Below are 16,474 nucleotides of genomic sequence, written 5' to 3' on the forward strand. Positions count from 1 at the left end.
GGACCGGGATGGACATACCTCTGGTGCACCAGTTGTTCTGCCAAGGGCATAGCTGGGTAGCTACGTATGGACGAGATAAACGCTGAAAGCATCTAAGCGTGAAACTTCCCCTAAGATGAGATCTCTCACCTCGAAAGAGGGTAAGGGCCCAGGAAGACTACCTGGTAGATAGGCCGGAGGTGGAAGTGCGGCAACGTATGAAGCTGACCGGTACTAATAGCCCGAGGGCTTGACCTACAAAGAAGAAATGCAGGCGGCCTGAAAGGCAGGAGTGTTGTATTGTTCGGTTTTGAGGGTGCGGCAGGCGCAGTCTCAGAGGGATGCGGGAGAGGAAATGCACCTTTAGCTCAGTTGGTAGAGCAACTGACTCTTAATCAGTGGGTCCCCGGTTCGAGTCCGTGAAGGTGCACCAGCCTTAGATCGGGTGTGCCCGAAGGGCACACCTGGTTTGAGGGAGAGAGGGATAGCGCATCTAAAGCAGACAAAGCGGCCCGTTGGTCAAGTGGTTAAGACAGCGGCCTCTCACGCCGTTAACATCGGTTCGAATCCGGTACGGGTCACCATTCTTCTCTTGACAAAGCGGAATGAAAAGTTTATAATGCAGATTGTTCTCCGGATTTGCCGGATAACATAGAGGAGCAGCGAAGCGGTACGAGTTCCTGGTGAGACCGGGAGCGAGGGAGGCACAGGTTGCTCCGAGGAAGTTGGTGCCGATTAGGGCGAGGGTCCACCCGTTCCCATTCCGAACACGGCAGTTAAGCTCGTTCCTGCCCACGATACCTGGCTGGCGACGGCCCGGAAAAATAGGTGGTGCCAACACAGGTCTTGGTTCAATAGAGCTGGGGCCTGAATATTCCTCCTTAGCTCAATGGTAGAGCACGCGGCTGTTAACCGCGGGGTTGTTGGTTCGAGCCCAACAGGGGGAGCCAAAGTATTGCCGCCACTCGGCGTGGCGGCAATACTTCTCTGAAAGCAACGCCGACACGGGCCTTTAGCTCAGTTGGTTAGAGCAGCCGGCTCATAACCGGTCGGTCCCGGGTTCGAGTCCCCGAAGGCCCACCATATGGCTGATCGCCACGGGGATAACCTCATGCGAGATAGGGGTATAGCTCAGCTGGTAGAGCAGCGGTCTCCAAAACCGCGTGCCGAGGGTTCGAATCCTTCTGCCCCTGCCATAAAAGTCTTTACAACTTTGGTTGTATGTGATATAATAGTCGAGCCATAAATGGCCCGGTAGTTCAGTTGGTTAGAACGCTAGCCTGTCACGCTAGAGGTCGACGGTTCGAGCCCGTTCCGGGTCGCCATTTATGCTGCTGTAGCTCAGTAGGTAGAGCGCATCCTTGGTAAGGATGAGGTCGGCGGTTCAAATCCGCCCAGCAGCTCCAGAAAGTCCAGTTTTTCCTGTGGGAAAGGCTGGATTTTTCTTGTATTTCAGCACTTTTCCCGCTGCTTTGGATTTTTGAATTTGGATTTGACCACACAACCAGCCACAGACAGAGAAAAACGGCTCACCGGGGGGATATCCCACTCGTTGAGCCGTAGATTTTTGTCAGCCTGCTTTCAGACGCTCTCTTTCAGCGTCGATTTCCGTTTTCGTTTTTGCTATCATCTCTGCCAGCAACTTTTCACACTCTTCCTCACTGTGAGCGTAGATATTCCGAGGGCGCTTTTTGCCGTCGGGCCAGATGGGAGAGTAGCGTCCTTCCCAGAGCTTCTCGTTGATCTGGGTGACGCACCCGGTCCCCGCCTTACGCCGCTGGCCTTTATGGGCTTGGAATGTGCTGGAAACAGGCTTTCGAGGTGCTGACTGACTCTCTGCTTGTAGCTCAGTTTTGCCGATACCCTGGTCGATTTTTACCGCCGCTGTACGGCGCATCTCATCGGTAACGTGAGCGTAGATGTTCAGTGTGGTGCTACTGGAGACATGGCCGATAATAGTGGACAGGGTCTTGATATCCATCCCATGCTCCAGGGCAGTGGTAGAAAATGTGTGCCTGAGATCGTGAAATCTGATTTTCTTACATTCTGCCCGTTCCAGAATGGTTTGCAGTCTTTTGCGAACTGCAGCTGGGTCCCTGGGCGAGTCCTTGCTAATTGGAGAGGGGAACATCCACCGGGAGCTCATAGTTTCCTTGTAAGCCTTAAGGACATTCAGCACAGGAGCTGGAAGGATCACGCTGCGGTTGCCTGCCTTGGTTTTGGGTGGGGAGGTTACCAGCTTGCCTTTGACCCGATGGACTTGCCGCTCTACCCGGAGTTCCCCGGTGCGGAGGTTGAGGTCATCCCATTGGAGAGCGCATATCTCGCCCCGCCGCAGTCCAGTGGAGAGCTCCAACAGGAGAACCTCAAAGCAGTTGTCCTCCTTGGCTTGGATTAGCAATCGCTGGATTTCTTCCGGGGTCAGCACCTGCATCTCTCTGGCTTTGGCGGAGGGAAGGCGGCAGCCATCAGCTGGATTGCGGAAGAGGAGCTTTTCAGCAACGGCCTTGTCCAGTGCGGCATGGAGGGTGGTGTGGACGCCCCGAACAGTCTGGTCGGACAGTCCTACACCATATAACTCAGTTCGAAGCAGTCTGCCGCCTTGCTTGAGTTTGGCATAGAACTGCTGGATGTCGTTGGTGGTCAGCTTGTCCATTTGGATGTTTCCCAGTGCCGGAATGATGTGCTGGTAGATGCGGCGCTCATAAGACATTTGGGTGTTGGGCCGAAGATTGGATTTCTTATAGGTCTGATACCAGATATCCAGCCAGTCTCCCAATAGGATTCCAGGCTTAGGCTGTTCGGGAGCAGGAGCCTGGATGCTGTCCCTCAGTGCTTTGAGTTTTGCGATACAGTCCGATTTGGTCTTTGCCAGAACATTTTTGGTGACGGGGAGGCCTTTATCGTCGTAGCCGACGACTACCCTCCCCTCCCAGCGGCCGTCTTTTCTCAGGCTGACGCCGCCGTCTCCCCGCTTTCTGCGTTTTGCCATGGTTTCATCTCCTTTCCAAGATAGGCAGTCAGGAAACCGCCAACGATATCAGCGGCTCGCCTCTGCATATCACCAGTAGTATGGGTGTAGGTATCCAGAGTGAAGGACGCTTTAGTGTGCCCCAGGATTCCGGCCAGAGTTTTGGCGTCCACTCCGCTGGACAGCGCATGAGTTGAGAATGTGTGTCTGAGGTCGTGGAAGCGGATATTTGGCAATCCAGCCGCTGACAGAAATTTCTTCAGTTGTCGATAGGCACTGTCAGGATTCATAGGGGCCTCTGGCCGGAGCGGATCATGGAATATCCAGGGAGAGAAGGATTTACGCTTTCGCTCTCTCAGCAGTTCCACTGTGCTGGGTGGCAGGACGATCTTCCGTGTGCCGGCGTAGGTTTTGGTATCCCCAGCCACCAGCCTGCCGCCCTTTTCCCGATGGAGGGTGCGGCAGACTTTCAGGGTGCCGCTACGCTCATCGAGGTCGGTCCACATGAGTCCGCAGATCTCACCTCTGCGCAGACCGGTGGTCAACTCAGTGTAGAAGAAGTCATACCAGAATTCATCGGCTTTGATCGCTGTCAGGAAAATATTCAGTTGTTCCTCGGTTAGAATCTTCATAGGCTGGTGAATTACCTTGGGCGGCTCCACCTCGTCAGCGGGATTAACAGGAATAAGTCCCTGATCCCTCGCCGCTTTAAGTGCGTGGTGGAGTGTGGTATGGATTCCATGGACAGTGGTGCTGGAGAGTCCGGAACTTTGACTGGAGCGAGGCTTCATTCTGCCGTTTTGCTTCAAGGTTTCGTAGAGTTTTCGGAGGTCAGCCACTGTCAGTTGTGTGAGTGGTTTCGCTCCCAGGCGGGGCTTCACGTGGTTTTCCATATCCCGGCGATAGTGTTCCAGCGTGCCAGGCCGGAGAGTGACCGCCATTTGCTCCAGCCATGTGTCCAACCATTCCCCGAGAGTCATTTTGCTTTGCTCCGTCAGGTCAATGCCTTGGTAGGCGTCGATATTCTGGCGGAGCTTTGCGGTCAACTCTTTTTGATTATCAGCGTAGATGTAACGGAAGATGGAATCGCCATTTTCCTTGTGACCCACCACAATGCGGCCCTCCCACCGACCGTCGTCTCGCTTACGCACCATGCCGTCGCCAGACGGTCTGCGCTTTGCCATTTGTTATTCACCTCCAGTCCGAATATCACCGTCGTTTTCGTCCATGCACTCGGCCATTAGCCTGACTCCCAGCCGGAAGCCCAGGATGAAATTTTCCAGAGCTGTTATGCTGTCGATCTCATGCTGTGACTGAATGAGTTTTGTGAGGATCTCTTGCTCAGTTTCACCAAGTTGCTTCATGAGCTGTTTTTCATAGTTGGTGACACGATCCACTGCCCGCTTCAGTTCTGAGCCGGGTGTCATCTGCTGCTCATTGGGTGTGATGTTGCCATAGTAGAGATCTTCCAGTGTTTTTCTCATCTTCACCTACCTCCTTTACAGCAACACACAATACCCTAACCGTACTTGAATAGCCATCCCTTTTGAGAAGAGTTATCAAAAACTTATCATTTGGGAACTGCTGATTCTCTTTGGAGACAGTGGTGCAGTTGACAGCTATCCCATCGTCATCGTCCAGCTCGGAGTCTGCTCCACATGGTCGTCCAGTTTGTGCCCCATGGCGATCTTCTTTTCTCTGAGCTGTGCCAGCCGCTTCCGGTCGATCTGGACACCACCAGGGATAGTCGGAGTTGGCATCTGCTCTTGGAAGATACGGCCAATGTGATGGAGCAATCGAGAGACGGACAGCATGATCGAAGGCGGCTTCAGATTATTCCAGTGGTCCAGGAAAAATTGAGCGTACTCATTCCTCCGTGCGGCTGACTGTGTAAACCAGTAGTGGGCTTCCGCTTTATCACCGCGCTCCAGGTACAGTTTGCCCAGAGCGTATTGGGCAAACTGATTTCCGGTCTTGGCTGACTGGGTGAGGTACTCCTGTGCTTTGGCGGAGTCTCTCTCCACGACCTCACCATTGAGATACTCTTTGCCCAGACGGTAGGCGGCGCAGTCACTCCCATGGTGGGCGGCATACTCCAACCATTGGATTCCCAACTCAGTGTCATGCACCTCCGCATCGTCGGTCAGGTACAACTGCCCCAGAGCGTACTGCGCTGCGACCATACCTTGCCAAGCCGCCTGATCGAACCAGTATTGAGCCTCCACACTGTCCGGGATCAGCACTGGGCCGTCCCGGTAGAGCCTTCCAACAAGATACTGCGCATCAGGGTCACCGCTTTCAGCTTTGCGGATCAACTGTGCCACTGCTTCATCTCTATCACCCATCGGGGCGGTGTCATCCTGTGTGACCATCCACAACTCCCGGCAGTCGTGTAACAGGTCAGAGAAATCTGTGGTTTCCTCCATCTCCTCATCCTCAAAAGTGACCTTGCCCATGAGGATGTTTTCTGCCTCTTGGACGACCGCATTCTTGATGGAGCGGAACTCCCTCTGCTCAGAGAGTGGTGGTCGCTGGCGTTCCTTCTCCGAATAAAAATCTTCTATTTGACACTGGAGCTCCCACCAGACTTGATAACATTCATCAATGACGGGCAGCTGCTCCATCTGATCAACGATTTCATCCACGGTTTTCTTTACCGCTTTGGGAAGGTAGCCGTATTTTTTCTTGCCCTTCACTGTCTCCAACTGAGCGACCAGTGTCACCATTAGCAACTCCACCTCTGGGTGGCTGCCGATGCTCTGTCTCATTTCCTGTGCCAGAGTTTTCATTTCATCTCTGGCCTTGCGCACCAGTTCATCTCTGGAGGAAGACTTCTGCTCGTAGGTGTGGAGCATCTCCTGCTTGAAAATGTCGTTGGTCAACACAGACTTGATTTTGCGAATACCATCTTTGGAGAGATACGCCTGTCCCGGTTTCGCTGACCACGCCATCATGTGGATGTGGGGGTGGCCACCCTCGTCGTGGAAGGCAGCGTACCAGCGGAAGTCGCTGGACGAGATATTCATCGCGGCGGCGATCTCGTTGCGGTGAGCCTGGATCAGGTTGCGCCACTGGGCAGCGTGGTTATATCCCAGTCGCTCGGCGTCCTCCCGTTTAAGGGAGATAATGTGCGTCCAGATGTTTCCAGGGTATTCGTTCAATTCTTGTGCTACTGCATTCATGTCTACGCAGTCCTCGTCACCGAAGAGACCGTGGGAGCGTGGACGCTCTGCCATATACTCCATGTAGCCAGCGGGCAGCAACTCCACGCCCTCACGGGTACCAATGTACTCCAAGTAGCCTCCAACTCCACTGCCGCTGATGTAGGGACTCTTGACGATCAGTTTTGCCACTGGTCATCACCTGCTCCATCGTCCAGTTGCTCCCTGGCTTTTTGCTCGAAGGTCAGCAGACCGTTGGTGGCCTTCACATTTTTCACACTGTCTGAGCGTAGCTTCCGTAGGTAGTCCGCATCTACCTGAATGCAGTCGAGGACAGCACTCATGCCCATGTCCATCTCTACGGCCAGCTTGTAGAAAAGCCGGGCCAGTCTGTCCTCGAACATCCCCAGCCGCCCGTCGATGGCGGACTGGATCGCTGCGGGGAGAACACCGTTCACCTGTCCGGCCAGGAAGTCCGCATAGAAATTTACCGCCTTCACCACGAATTCGTTGCGGCTCTGACAGTCGTCCTGCTTGTACCAGCTCTCAATTTTCCAGCGGGTCACATCATCCAGCCGCAGCGGAAATCGGTTGTCGTTCTTACTATTCATCATAATCCCTCCTTTTCGGCCCAAAGACATCATCCCAAAGCTTTGGAACAGGCGGATACGGCCCTTGGGTGACCTCAATTTGTAGTTTCTTCTGTATTTGTGACCTCACTCTCGTCCCCCGTAAACTGCCCGCACTGCGGGCAGAAGTGGTCAGCGGGGCGGCACAAGACGCCACGCTTTTATCCTGCTTCTTTCCGTCCCCTCGTACACTGGCGTTCAACTGGTGCACAGTGGCTTGCACTGTTGGGGCGGGTCAGATGCTGCCGGAGCGGAGCCCGTGGCACACAGGGCCGCTCTGGGGTGACGGCGGTCGTATTCCGCTTGCCTTCGGAGAACCCGTCTGCACTTTGCCTCCAACTCCAGTTGACGGAGCTGCCGCTGGTGGAACGCATCTACCGCCGGCCTCACTGGTTGAATCGTGTAGAGGTTATTGCCCTTCCACTTCATCCCGCGTTTGTCGAAGTAGCTGCTGGGTTCCACAGTGATGAGGTCCATGTCCAGAAGTGTGCCGATACTTTTCATTACAGTGTTCTTGGAGACTCCAGTTGCGGCGGCGATGGTGTTATAGCTGGGGTGGCAGGCGTGAGTCCGCCGGTCCTCGATCAGCAGCAGATAGGCGTAGACCATAAACGCAGAGGGCGGAAGCCACAGCAGGAAGACCTCGTTAGGCAGAGTGAAAAATTTTTCGCTGGTGATGCACTGAACGTCCAGCGCAAGAGATCGTTCGGCAGTGACGAGTCCTCTGTCCACCAGAGCCTCCAGATACTTTTTCACTGTGCTTGTCGTCATGTGGACATCTGTTGCGATTACTTCTGGTGTGAATGTACCAGAAGGACGATGATAGCAGAGATAGGAAAAAATCACGAACTCAACCGGCTTGAGCTTGTACTCCCACACCGCGTTGGGTACGGCGAATCGGTAGTGCCGCGGGTCACGGCGTGGCCAGCCGATAGGCATTGCGCGCCGTCTCATAGCTGTGTTCCTCCAGCGGTATTTTGTTTCACCCACTGGATGAATTTCTCCTTGGGTACGACCATCCTGTTACCGATTTTCAGAATCGGGAAGCCCGGTTCGTGCATCAGTTCGTAGCCGCTGGAGGGCGACACGCCAAGTACCTTTGCTACCAACTCCGCATTGAGAAACAGCGGCAGCTCACTGTAGTCTTTGAATTGAGATACTTTCATCTTGTTTCCTTTCTTCTGCTTTTGATTTTGGCCACGCACCGTACACCTTCCTGCCCCAGGTCATCTGCGGCGTTTTCACCCTGTTGGCACGCTCACTCCGTCTATGGAGGTTCTGGCGTTGCTTCTCCCAGGGAGTATGAACTCCGGTGGTGGGTATTCAGTTGTCGAGGTGCAGATAACAGTTGACTATTTTTTAATTATGTGATATAGTCTACTCGCTGATGTGGCTATCGTAACACAGCAGAACGATATTGTCAATAGATAAAAATAAAATAATAGTCTATTTTGCGAGAGGAGAAATCCTGATGAGTTTTCCAAAACTGACTTTCCCGCTGACTGTGGACTTTGGGGATACAGAGTATTGGATCAGGGAACAGGGGCCTTTCAAATACGGCACTGCGGTGACAGCGTTTTTTGTCGGAGAGGATATTGGGCCTGTTTCCAACGACGGCATTCCTTTGATGCATGAGTTGGAGCATCAGCTTCAGACCTTTGGCAGTCACCTCCAGCCCTATGTGAGAGAGCGGGCAATAGATGCAGACTCCTTTTTCTATCCAGAGGAGCAGTCCGTCAGCAACTCCATGTGTTTTGCCTTTCATGTAACAGGCTCAGGCACAGGAATCATGACAGAGCGATACACGTTTTCTTCCCTGCATGATTTCCTCTATGTGGAGCTGGGCAAGGCAATCCTTCGCGGCAATGCGCCCCGGCAGTGCCGCCTGTGTGGACGCTGGTTCCTCCATGAGCAGGGAGACCGGGCGATGTACTGTGAACGCATCGCTCCCGGTGAGGAGAGCAAGACCTGCCGGGAGGCCGGGGCGCGGGCGGTCTTTGAAAAGAAAATTCAGGACGAGGACACCTGGAAAATTTATAAGCGAGCGTATAAAAAATACTACGCCCGCTACATGAAAGGGAATATGAGTGAGACCGAGTTCAAGACATGGGCTGCTCAGGCGGCGATTGACCGGGACACCGCAATTGAGCAGATAACGCCGAAGATCGACACAGTGCTGAAAGCACAGATCATCGAGTGGCTGCGGGAGGAATTGAACCGGCTGTGAGCACATCCTTATCCTTGTAGACACAGGTGCAATGTGTAACGATAGTATTCGCTATTCTGATAGAGACCCTTAATCATAAATGAACTGGGCAGATTGAAAAAACGCCCGGTTTATGCTACAATTTGATGTATCCGACACAGTTCTGAAAGACGTGGGATTGTAAACATAGGAGGAAACCGTTTTATGGCTGACATAAAGAAAGAGCAGGAGCGCGAGGAACTTCACCGGGCGATCTGGGCTATCGCCGATGAACTGCGGGGCAGCGTGGACGGCTGGGACTTCAAGAGCTATGTGCTTGGTACGATGTTCTATCGGTATATCTCGGAAAATCTGACGGAGTACATCAACGCCGGGGAGATTGCCGCCGGGAACGACGGCTTTGACTACGCCCGACTCTCCGACGCGGAGGCAGAGGAGGCTCGGGAGGGACTGGTGCAGGAGAAGGGCTTTTTTATGCTGCCCTCCGAGCTGTTCTGCAACGTCCGGGCCAGAGCGCCCCAGGACGAAAACCTGAACGAAACCCTGGAAAGGGTCTTTCACCACATCGAGGACTCCGCCAAGGGCAGCTCCTCCGAGCAGTGCTTCTCTGGGCTGTTTGACGACTTCGACGTGAACAGCAACAAGCTGGGGGCCACTGTCGCCAAGCGGAACGAAAAGCTGGTGAAGCTCCTGAACGGCATCGGCGGCATGAACCTGGGCGAAGTCCGGGGACACAGCATCGACGCCTTCGGGGACGCCTATGAATTTCTGATGACCATGTACGCCTCCAACGCGGGAAAGAGCGGGGGCGAGTTCTTCACGCCCTCCGACGTGTCGGAGCTGCTGACCCGGCTGGGGACGGTAGGCAAGACCAGGGTCAACAAGGTCTACGACCCGGCCTGCGGCTCCGGCTCCCTGCTGCTGAAGGCCACCAAGGTGCTGGGCAAGAACGGGGTGCAGTTCGGCTACTTCGGGCAGGAGATCAACATCACCACCTACAACCTGTGCCGCATCAACATGTTCCTCCACGACGTGGGCTTTGACAAATTCGACATCGCTTGCGAGGACACGTTGACCACCCCCCAGCACTGGGACGACGAGCCCTTTGAGCTGATCGTCTCCAATCCGCCCTACTCCATCAAGTGGGCGGGGGACGAGGACGCCACCCTCATCAATGACCCCCGTTTTGCCCCCGCCGGTGTGCTGGCTCCCAAGTCCAAGGCCGATTTGGCCTTTATTATGCACTCCCTGTCCTGGCTGGCGGCAAACGGCACGGCGGCGATCGTCTGCTTTCCCGGCATCATGTACCGGGGCGGCGCGGAGCAAAAAATCCGCAAATATCTGGTGGACAACAACTTTATTGACTGCGTTATCCAGCTCCCGGCCAATCTGTTTTTCGGGACCAGCATTGCCACCTGTATCATGGTGCTGAAACGGGGCAAGGCGGACAATAAGACGCTGTTTATTGATGCCTCCGGCGAGTGCGTCAAGGTGACGAACAACAACCGGCTGACGGCGGAGAATATAGACCGCATCGTGTCCGTGTTCGCCGGGCGGGAGGAACTCAAACACTTCTCCCATTTGGCGGAGTACAGCGAAATTGCCGGGAATGACTACAATCTGTCCGTCAGCGCCTATGTGGAAGCCGAGGACACGCGGGAGAAAATTGACATTGAGAAGCTCAACGCTGAGATTGAGGAAATCGTGGCCCGGGAGCAGGTTTTGCGGGACGAGATTGCAAAAATCATTGCGGGGATAGAGGGATAGCCAATGCCAAAGATTGATAGAGATAAGCCGCTGCCACCTCATACAAAGCTCGACTATTATGAGTGCTATGCAAAAATTGTTTTAGAAGATTTATTTCCCGTTTTCATCAGTGAGTTGCTTCTAAAAGATAAACCTGACCTTCAAGATATACGAAGCCAAGTAGGAATTGAGGTAACAATTGCCGAAATATCAGAAACTATAGAGGCCCAAAGGCTGTACTCTACTTTACATGCTGTTGATGATGTAACCCAATCGAGAAATATTGAACGTATGGAGCAATGTGGTGCAACATACAAAAGCGGTATTCTTTTCGGGCCAAATGGTTCAGATGAGTTTATTTTGATTAACCGTGCGATTGACAGCAAGATAGAAAAGTTGCAAAAGGGTGAATATGGTAAATTTAGCGAATATCACTTGTTTATATTTTCTTCAATCTTGGCATCTGAAACTATGTTAAACGATGAGCTTGAATATTTGGAGCAAAGAGAGATTGCTGACTATTTCAAGAAGATTTATATTCAAATTCCAGGGGAATTGCTATATTTTGACCTCATTAAAAGCACATATGAAGTTTTTAGCGTTGATACGAACAAACAGTTTGATTGGGCAATAAAAGCACGGCAAATGGTGGAGGATGGTGAAAGTCAATGAGCAGACTGGAGGAACTGATTGCAAAGTTTTGCCCAGATGGGGTGGAGTATAAAAAGCTGGGAGAAATTGCTACCATCTCAAGAGGCGGAAACCTTCAAAAGAAAGATTTTTGTTTGGCAGGTGTCCCCTGTATCCACTACGGGCAAATCTATACCAGATACAGCCTGTTTGCTGATAAAACTTTCTCTTTTATCAGCGAGGATTGTGCCAAAAAGCAAAAAATGGCATATCCCAATGATATTGTTATGGCTGTCACCAGCGAAAATATTGAGGATGTTTGCAAATGTGTGGCCTGGTTAGGGGATGGAGCAGTTGCGGTCAGTGGACACACGGCTATTATTCATCATAGCCAGAATGCAAAATACCTAACTTACTATTTTCATACAGAAATGTTTGCCGCCCAAAAGCGGAAACTTGTCCATGGAACAAAGGTAATGGAAGTCACGCCAGATACCCTAAATACGATAATAATCCCCGTCCCCCCTCTGCCCGTGCAGAGTGAAATTGTCAATATTCTTGACAATTTCACGGAGCTTACAGCGGAGCTTACAGCGGAGCTTACAGCGGAGCTTACAGCGAGAAAGAAACAGTATGAATACTATCGTGACAAACTGCTGACCTTCGGTGTCCTGGGGGGGGGGGCAAGTGAATGCGTGTGGCGGACGCTCGGCGAGACCTGCTATCTCAAGGCGGGAAAAGCAATTTCTGCGCATGAAATATCTTCGGAGAAAACTTCCATATATTCTGTGCCTTGCTTTGGTGGTAATGGCCTGCGTGGTTATGTGCGAACGCCAAACCAACAAGGCCACAAATTACTGATAGGCCGACAAGGTGCATTATGTGGCAATGTCTGTTATGTAACAGGCGATTATTACGCAACAGAACACGCTGTTGTTGTAACAGATAAGGGGCAATTTAATAGTCGTTTTCTTTATCATTTGTTGGTATATGAGGATTTGAATCAATATAAAACAGCAGGAGCGCAACCAGGGCTTTCGGTGGCAAGATTGGAACTATAACTGTTCCAGTACCAGATATGTATATTCAAAATAGGATTGCTCACATATTAGACCGCTTTGACGCCCTCTGCAACGACCTGACCTCCGGCCTGCCCGCCGAGATCGCGGCGCGGCAAAAGCAGTATGAATATTACCGGGATAAGCTGTTGACGTTTAAGGAGAAAGTATGTTAGATCCAGTAATAGACCCGACAATGAAGGGAACGATGCTTCCTGCTCCGTTGATAATTAAAGACTTTGTTCATGGCGAAGATAAATGCAATTACGAATTATATTTACTTGAACTTATCAATACATCCAAATGGTTTTCAGAAAAATATCCAGGTGGTTTTCAAAAACCGGCTTCAGAGTCAAACGGTGAGTGCGATGCTATCAACGAAAATTATCAATTAGATTTTAAGCTCTTGGCCAGCAAAACTGCGCTACAAGCAAAGAGCATTTTAAGCTCTCAAATATATACTGAAAATGGTGTTACATATTTTTGTACAAGCAAGGTTGACGGTAGTGTTCAATCAACTCGAATTTTTGCAGCATTCAGAAGTTTATCCTTGAATGATTTGATTGAACTTAGAAGTTCCAATATTAAAGAATATGGCATTAAAAATGATGTGCGTACAGCATTGAAAATTTTTGAGACGAAAAAGAATTTGCTGCTTTTCTTCCCATATAGGTTTACATTTGAAAAGCAACACCTGCATGATGAAGCTATCAAATCTATCACCGAGGCGCTGAATCATGATTTTGGAACCGCGTTTTTATTTCGGAATCAATATGCAAATGGGTATGATACTTTTTTGACTTGTATCTATGAAGAGTCTTTCCTAATTTACTGTGTTTGTGCTGGAGAACTGCAATTATGCGATTCAGTTGCAACCAATGAAATCATGACATTTACAAGATTATTAAATGATTATGGGGATTGGTGGAACTAAATATGAGCTATTTCAACATCGTTGCCCAGACCACGGAAAACACGGTAGTAACTGAATACGAGCCGGTCAAGACCCGCTCCGACAGCTACCAGAGCGAGGCCGCGCTGGAGAAAGAATTTATCCGCCTGCTCCGCGAACAGGGGTATGAGTATCTGCCCATCCACTCCGAGGCGGAGCTGATTGCCAACCTGCGCAAAAAGCTGGAGGAGCTGAACGGCTACACCTTCACCGGTTCGGAGTGGGAGCGGTTTTTCAGCGAGTGCATCGCCAACGCCAACGACGGCATTGAGGACAAGACCCGCCGCATCCAGGAGGACTCTGTGCAGGTCCTCCGCCGGGACACAGGCGAGAGCAAGAACATCACCCTCATCGACAAGAAGAACATCCACAACAACCGCCTCCAGGTCATCAACCAGTATGTTGTCGGCAAGGCGGAGGGGGCGCGGTATGACAACCGCTATGACGTGACGGTCCTGGTAAACGGCCTGCCCCTGGTCCATATCGAGCTGAAGCGCCGGGGCGTGGCTATCCGGGAGGCGTTTAATCAGATCGACCGCTACCAGCGAGACAGCTTCTGGGCGGGCAGCGGCCTGTTTGACTATGTGCAGATCTTCGTCATCTCCAACGGCACGAACACCAAGTATTACTCCAACACCACCCGCCGCAACGCCATCAAGGATGCCTCCGCCTCTGCCGCCAGGAGGAAAAAGACCAGCAACAGCTTTGAGTTCACCTCCTTCTGGGCCGACGCCGACAACCGTATCCTGCCGGACCTGATGGACTTCACCCGGACATTTTTCGCAAAGCATACCCTTCTGAACGTGCTGACCCGGTACTGCATTTTTACCTCAGAGCAGATGCTGATGGTCATGCGGCCCTATCAGATCACCGCCACCGAGCGGATTTTGAACCGGATTGAAATTGCGAATAATTACAAGAAATACGGCTCCATAGCGGGCGGAGGGTATATCTGGCACACCACCGGCTCCGGCAAGACCCTCACCAGCTTCAAGACCGCCCGTTTGGCCTCGTTATTACCTTACATAGACAAGGTGCTGTTCGTGGTGGACCGGAAGGACCTGGACTACCAGACCATGAAGGAGTACGACCGCTTTGAGAAGGGTGCGGCCAACTCCAACACCTCCACCGCAATTTTGAAAAAGCAGCTAGAGAACCCCGACGCCAGGATCATCATCACCACCATTCAAAAGCTCTCCACCTTTGTGGCGAAAAACAAGGGCCACGCTGTTTATGACAAGCACGTTGTGATTATCTTCGATGAGTGCCACCGCAGCCAGTTCGGGGATATGCACACGGCCATTGTGAAGAATTTCAAAAAATACCACCTGTTTGGTTTCACCGGCACACCGATTTTTGCGGTCAATGCCAACAAGAGCGGCAACCCCCAGTTCCGCACCACCGAGCAGACCTTCGGCGACCAGTTGCATACCTACACCATCGTGGACGCCATCAACGACAAGAACGTCCTGCCCTTCCATGTGGACTACTACAGGACCATGGGCATGGACGAGGAGATGATCGACGAACAGGTGTGGGACATCAACCGGGAAAAGGCGTACATGGCTCCCCAGCGGATCGAGCTTGTCACCCGGTACATCTTGGAGCACTTCGATACAAAGACCTATCGCGGGGATAAGACCTATGTGTTCAACGCCCTGACCAATATTTCAGAAGTCGCCTCCGCTGGAAAGTCCCAGGTGGAGGAGATCAAACGAAAGCAGCGGCTCAGCGGCTTCAACTCCATCTTTGCGGTGGCCTCCGTAGACATGGCGAAGCTCTACTACGCAGAGTTCCAGCGGCAAATGGCGGCGGATCCAAGCAAGCGCCTGCGGGTGGCTGTCATTTACAGCTACGGGGCCAACGAGGCGGAAACGGACGGTATTCTGGACGAGGAGAACCCGGAGGACACCTCCGCCCTGGACCAGAGCTCCCGTGATTTTCTGGAGCAGGCCATCCAGGACTACAATGAGATGTTCCACACCAACTATGATACCTCCAGCGACAAGTTCCAGAATTATTATAAAGATGTGTCCCTGCGGATGAAAAACCGGGAGATCGACCTGCTGATCGTGGTCAATATGTTCCTCACCGGCTTTGACGCCACCACGCTGAACACCCTGTGGGTGGATAAAAACCTCAAGATGCATGGCCTGATCCAGGCATTTTCCCGCACGAACCGTATACTCAACTCCATCAAGACCTTTGGCAATATTGTCTGCTTCCGCAATTTACAAAAGCGGGTAGACGATGCCATCGCGCTCTTTGGGGACAAGCAGGCAGGCGGCATCGTACTGCTGCGGAGCTTTCAGGATTATTTCAGCGGTTACACAGATGAAGACGGCGCCGAGCACCCCGGCTATGAGACTCTTATCCATAAGCTGCTGACAAAATTTCCGCTGTCTGAACCGCGGATCGTTGGGGAGCAGAATGAAAAGGACTTCATTTCTCTTTTCGGCGCGATCCTGCGGATGCGGAATATCCTGACCTCCTTTGACGAGTTCCAGGGCTGTGATGTCCTGTCTGAGCGGGACTTGCAGGATTATCTGGGCCGCTACCAGGACTTGAAGGACGAGTGGGCCGAGCGGAGGAAGAGAGGGGAAAGCTCCGATATCGACGACGATATCGTCTTTGAGGTAGAGCTGATCCGGCAGGTGGAAATCAATATCGACTACATTCTGCTTCTGGTAAAGAAGTACCACGACTCCCACAGCGAGGACAAGGAGATATTGATTACCATTCGGAAGGCCGTGGACGCCAGCCCGGAGCTGCGGAGCAAGAAGGCTCTGATTGAGAGCTTCATTGCCGGGATCAATGATGTGGAGGATGTTTTCCTGGAGTGGCGCGACTTTGTGATACGGCAGAAGGAGCAGGAGCTGGCGGCTATCATCACAGAGGAGCGGCTCAAGCCGGAGGAAACCCGTCAGTTCATCGAAACCGCACTGCAAGCCGGAGAGATCAAAACCACCGGAACAGATATTGATCGGCTGATGCCGCCGGTGTCACGCTTCGGTGGAGGAAATCGTGCGGCGAAGAAACAGGGGGTCATTGACAGACTAAAAACATTCTTTGATAAGTTCTTCGGGGTTGTTTGAATGCCAGTTTTTATATTTATACTTTATCGTGTTATACTTTTCTGTCC

Annotated in this window: 12 protein-coding genes, 7 tRNA genes, 2 rRNA genes and 1 pseudogene (1 of these 22 running past the window's edge); 15 read left to right on the forward strand and 7 right to left on the reverse strand. The window is 52.1% G+C overall.

Annotated elements, in window-relative coordinates; genetic code table 11:
• From C816_RS21255 to C816_RS21295, 9 genes are all read left to right on the forward strand, one after another.
• A 23S ribosomal RNA gene (locus tag C816_RS21255) occupies positions 1-237 on the forward strand; it begins 2,608 nt to the left of the window's first position.
• Positions 238-336: 99 nt separating this feature from the next.
• Positions 337-412, forward strand: a tRNA-Lys gene (locus tag C816_RS21260).
• A gap of 76 nt (positions 413-488) precedes the next feature.
• Positions 489-563 (forward strand) — tRNA-Glu (locus tag C816_RS21265).
• Positions 564-703: 140 nt separating this feature from the next.
• Positions 704-819 (forward strand): 5S ribosomal RNA (rrf, locus tag C816_RS21270).
• A gap of 35 nt (positions 820-854) precedes the next feature.
• Positions 855-929 (forward strand) — tRNA-Asn (locus C816_RS21275).
• A gap of 56 nt (positions 930-985) precedes the next feature.
• Positions 986-1,062 (forward strand) — tRNA-Ile (locus C816_RS21280).
• A gap of 37 nt (positions 1,063-1,099) precedes the next feature.
• Positions 1,100-1,175 (forward strand) — tRNA-Trp (locus C816_RS21285).
• A 52-nt stretch (positions 1,176-1,227) separates the two neighbouring features.
• Positions 1,228-1,304: transfer RNA gene (locus tag C816_RS21290), tRNA-Asp, on the forward strand.
• Positions 1,305-1,309: 5 nt separating this feature from the next.
• A tRNA-Thr gene (locus C816_RS21295) sits at positions 1,310-1,385 on the forward strand.
• Between the two features lie 164 nt (positions 1,386-1,549).
• Here the strand turns inward: C816_RS21295 and C816_RS21300 are convergent.
• The 7 genes from C816_RS21300 to C816_RS21330 form a co-directional block, all read right to left on the reverse strand.
• Positions 1,550-2,971 carry a tyrosine-type recombinase/integrase gene (locus tag C816_RS21300; protein ID WP_016324472.1) on the reverse strand — a complete coding sequence of 474 codons (1,422 nt, stop codon included), beginning with the start codon at positions 2,969-2,971 and terminating at the stop codon, positions 1,550-1,552.
• Positions 2,929-4,134, reverse strand: a complete 1,206-nt coding sequence (locus tag C816_RS21305) for a tyrosine-type recombinase/integrase (protein WP_016324473.1) — start codon at positions 4,132-4,134, stop codon at positions 2,929-2,931. The genes C816_RS21300 and C816_RS21305 overlap by 43 nt, the downstream gene beginning before the upstream one ends.
• Before the next feature lie 3 nt (positions 4,135-4,137).
• On the reverse strand, positions 4,138-4,434 hold the full coding sequence (locus C816_RS21310; protein WP_016324474.1) for a DUF6809 family protein: 297 nt from the start codon (positions 4,432-4,434) through the stop codon (positions 4,138-4,140).
• 135 nt (positions 4,435-4,569) lie between these two features.
• On the reverse strand, positions 4,570-6,303 hold the full coding sequence (mobP3, locus tag C816_RS21315; RefSeq protein WP_016324475.1) for a MobP3 family relaxase: 1,734 nt from the start codon (positions 6,301-6,303) through the stop codon (positions 4,570-4,572).
• Entirely contained in the window at positions 6,291-6,725 is a 435-nt protein-coding gene (locus tag C816_RS21320; protein WP_242832308.1) for a hypothetical protein, read from the reverse strand. Before C816_RS21320 ends, mobP3 begins: the two co-directional genes overlap by 13 nt.
• A 213-nt stretch (positions 6,726-6,938) precedes the next feature.
• Positions 6,939-7,694: a helix-turn-helix domain-containing protein gene (locus tag C816_RS21325; protein WP_016324477.1), complete on the reverse strand. Its 756-nt coding sequence runs from the start codon at positions 7,692-7,694 to the stop codon at positions 6,939-6,941.
• Positions 7,691-7,906: a helix-turn-helix transcriptional regulator gene (locus C816_RS21330; RefSeq protein ID WP_016324478.1), complete on the reverse strand. Its 216-nt coding sequence runs from the start codon at positions 7,904-7,906 to the stop codon at positions 7,691-7,693. Before C816_RS21330 ends, C816_RS21325 begins: the two co-directional genes overlap by 4 nt.
• A gap of 305 nt (positions 7,907-8,211) precedes the next feature.
• On the opposite strand from C816_RS21330, the gene C816_RS21335 reads away from it, so the two are divergent.
• The 6 genes and pseudogenes from C816_RS21335 to C816_RS21365 all read left to right on the forward strand — a co-directional run bounded on the left by C816_RS21335 (position 8,212) and on the right by C816_RS21365 (position 16,427).
• Positions 8,212-8,967: a DUF6076 domain-containing protein gene (locus C816_RS21335; RefSeq protein ID WP_016324479.1), complete on the forward strand. Its 756-nt coding sequence runs from the start codon at positions 8,212-8,214 to the stop codon at positions 8,965-8,967.
• 183 nt (positions 8,968-9,150) lie between these two features.
• Positions 9,151-10,713, forward strand: coding sequence for a type I restriction-modification system subunit M (locus C816_RS21340; RefSeq protein ID WP_016324480.1), 1,563 nt, complete (start codon positions 9,151-9,153; stop codon positions 10,711-10,713).
• Positions 10,714-10,716: 3 nt separating this feature from the next.
• Positions 10,717-11,364, forward strand: a complete 648-nt coding sequence (locus C816_RS21345) for a hypothetical protein (RefSeq protein ID WP_016324481.1) — start codon at positions 10,717-10,719, stop codon at positions 11,362-11,364.
• Positions 11,361-12,541: pseudogene (locus C816_RS25795) on the forward strand (restriction endonuclease subunit S); the annotation flags it as partial. The gene C816_RS21345 and the pseudogene C816_RS25795, both read left to right, overlap by 4 nt.
• A gap of 8 nt (positions 12,542-12,549) precedes the next feature.
• Entirely contained in the window at positions 12,550-13,314 is a 765-nt protein-coding gene (locus tag C816_RS21360; RefSeq protein WP_016324484.1) for a hypothetical protein, read from the forward strand.
• A 2-nt stretch (positions 13,315-13,316) separates the two neighbouring features.
• Positions 13,317-16,427, forward strand: a complete 3,111-nt coding sequence (locus C816_RS21365; protein ID WP_016324485.1) for a type I restriction endonuclease subunit R — start codon at positions 13,317-13,319, stop codon at positions 16,425-16,427.
• Positions 16,428-16,474 lie beyond the last annotated feature (47 nt).

It is taken from the genome of Oscillibacter sp. 1-3, assembly GCF_000403435.2.
GTDB lineage: Bacteria > Bacillota > Clostridia > Oscillospirales > Oscillospiraceae > Oscillibacter.

Bases quoted from the DNA above. Each gene is read 5' to 3' on its own strand.
- C816_RS21300 (WP_016324472.1), bottom strand. From the start codon at position 2,971: ATGGCAAAACGCAGAAAGCGGGGAGACGGCGGCGTCAGCCTGAGAAAA.
- C816_RS21305 (WP_016324473.1), bottom strand. From the start codon at position 4,134: ATGGCAAAGCGCAGACCGTCTGGCGACGGCATGGTGCGTAAGCGAGAC.
- C816_RS21310 (WP_016324474.1), bottom strand. From the start codon at position 4,434: ATGAGAAAAACACTGGAAGATCTCTACTATGGCAACATCACACCCAAT.
- C816_RS21320 (WP_242832308.1), bottom strand. From the start codon at position 6,725: ATGATGAATAGTAAGAACGACAACCGATTTCCGCTGCGGCTGGATGAT.
- C816_RS21325 (WP_016324477.1), bottom strand. From the start codon at position 7,694: ATGAGACGGCGCGCAATGCCTATCGGCTGGCCACGCCGTGACCCGCGG.
- C816_RS21330 (WP_016324478.1), bottom strand. From the start codon at position 7,906: ATGAAAGTATCTCAATTCAAAGACTACAGTGAGCTGCCGCTGTTTCTC.
- C816_RS21335 (WP_016324479.1), top strand. From the start codon at position 8,212: ATGAGTTTTCCAAAACTGACTTTCCCGCTGACTGTGGACTTTGGGGAT.
- C816_RS21340 (WP_016324480.1), top strand. From the start codon at position 9,151: ATGGCTGACATAAAGAAAGAGCAGGAGCGCGAGGAACTTCACCGGGCG.
- C816_RS21345 (WP_016324481.1), top strand. From the start codon at position 10,717: ATGCCAAAGATTGATAGAGATAAGCCGCTGCCACCTCATACAAAGCTC.
- C816_RS21360 (WP_016324484.1), top strand. From the start codon at position 12,550: ATGTTAGATCCAGTAATAGACCCGACAATGAAGGGAACGATGCTTCCT.
- C816_RS21365 (WP_016324485.1), top strand. From the start codon at position 13,317: ATGAGCTATTTCAACATCGTTGCCCAGACCACGGAAAACACGGTAGTA.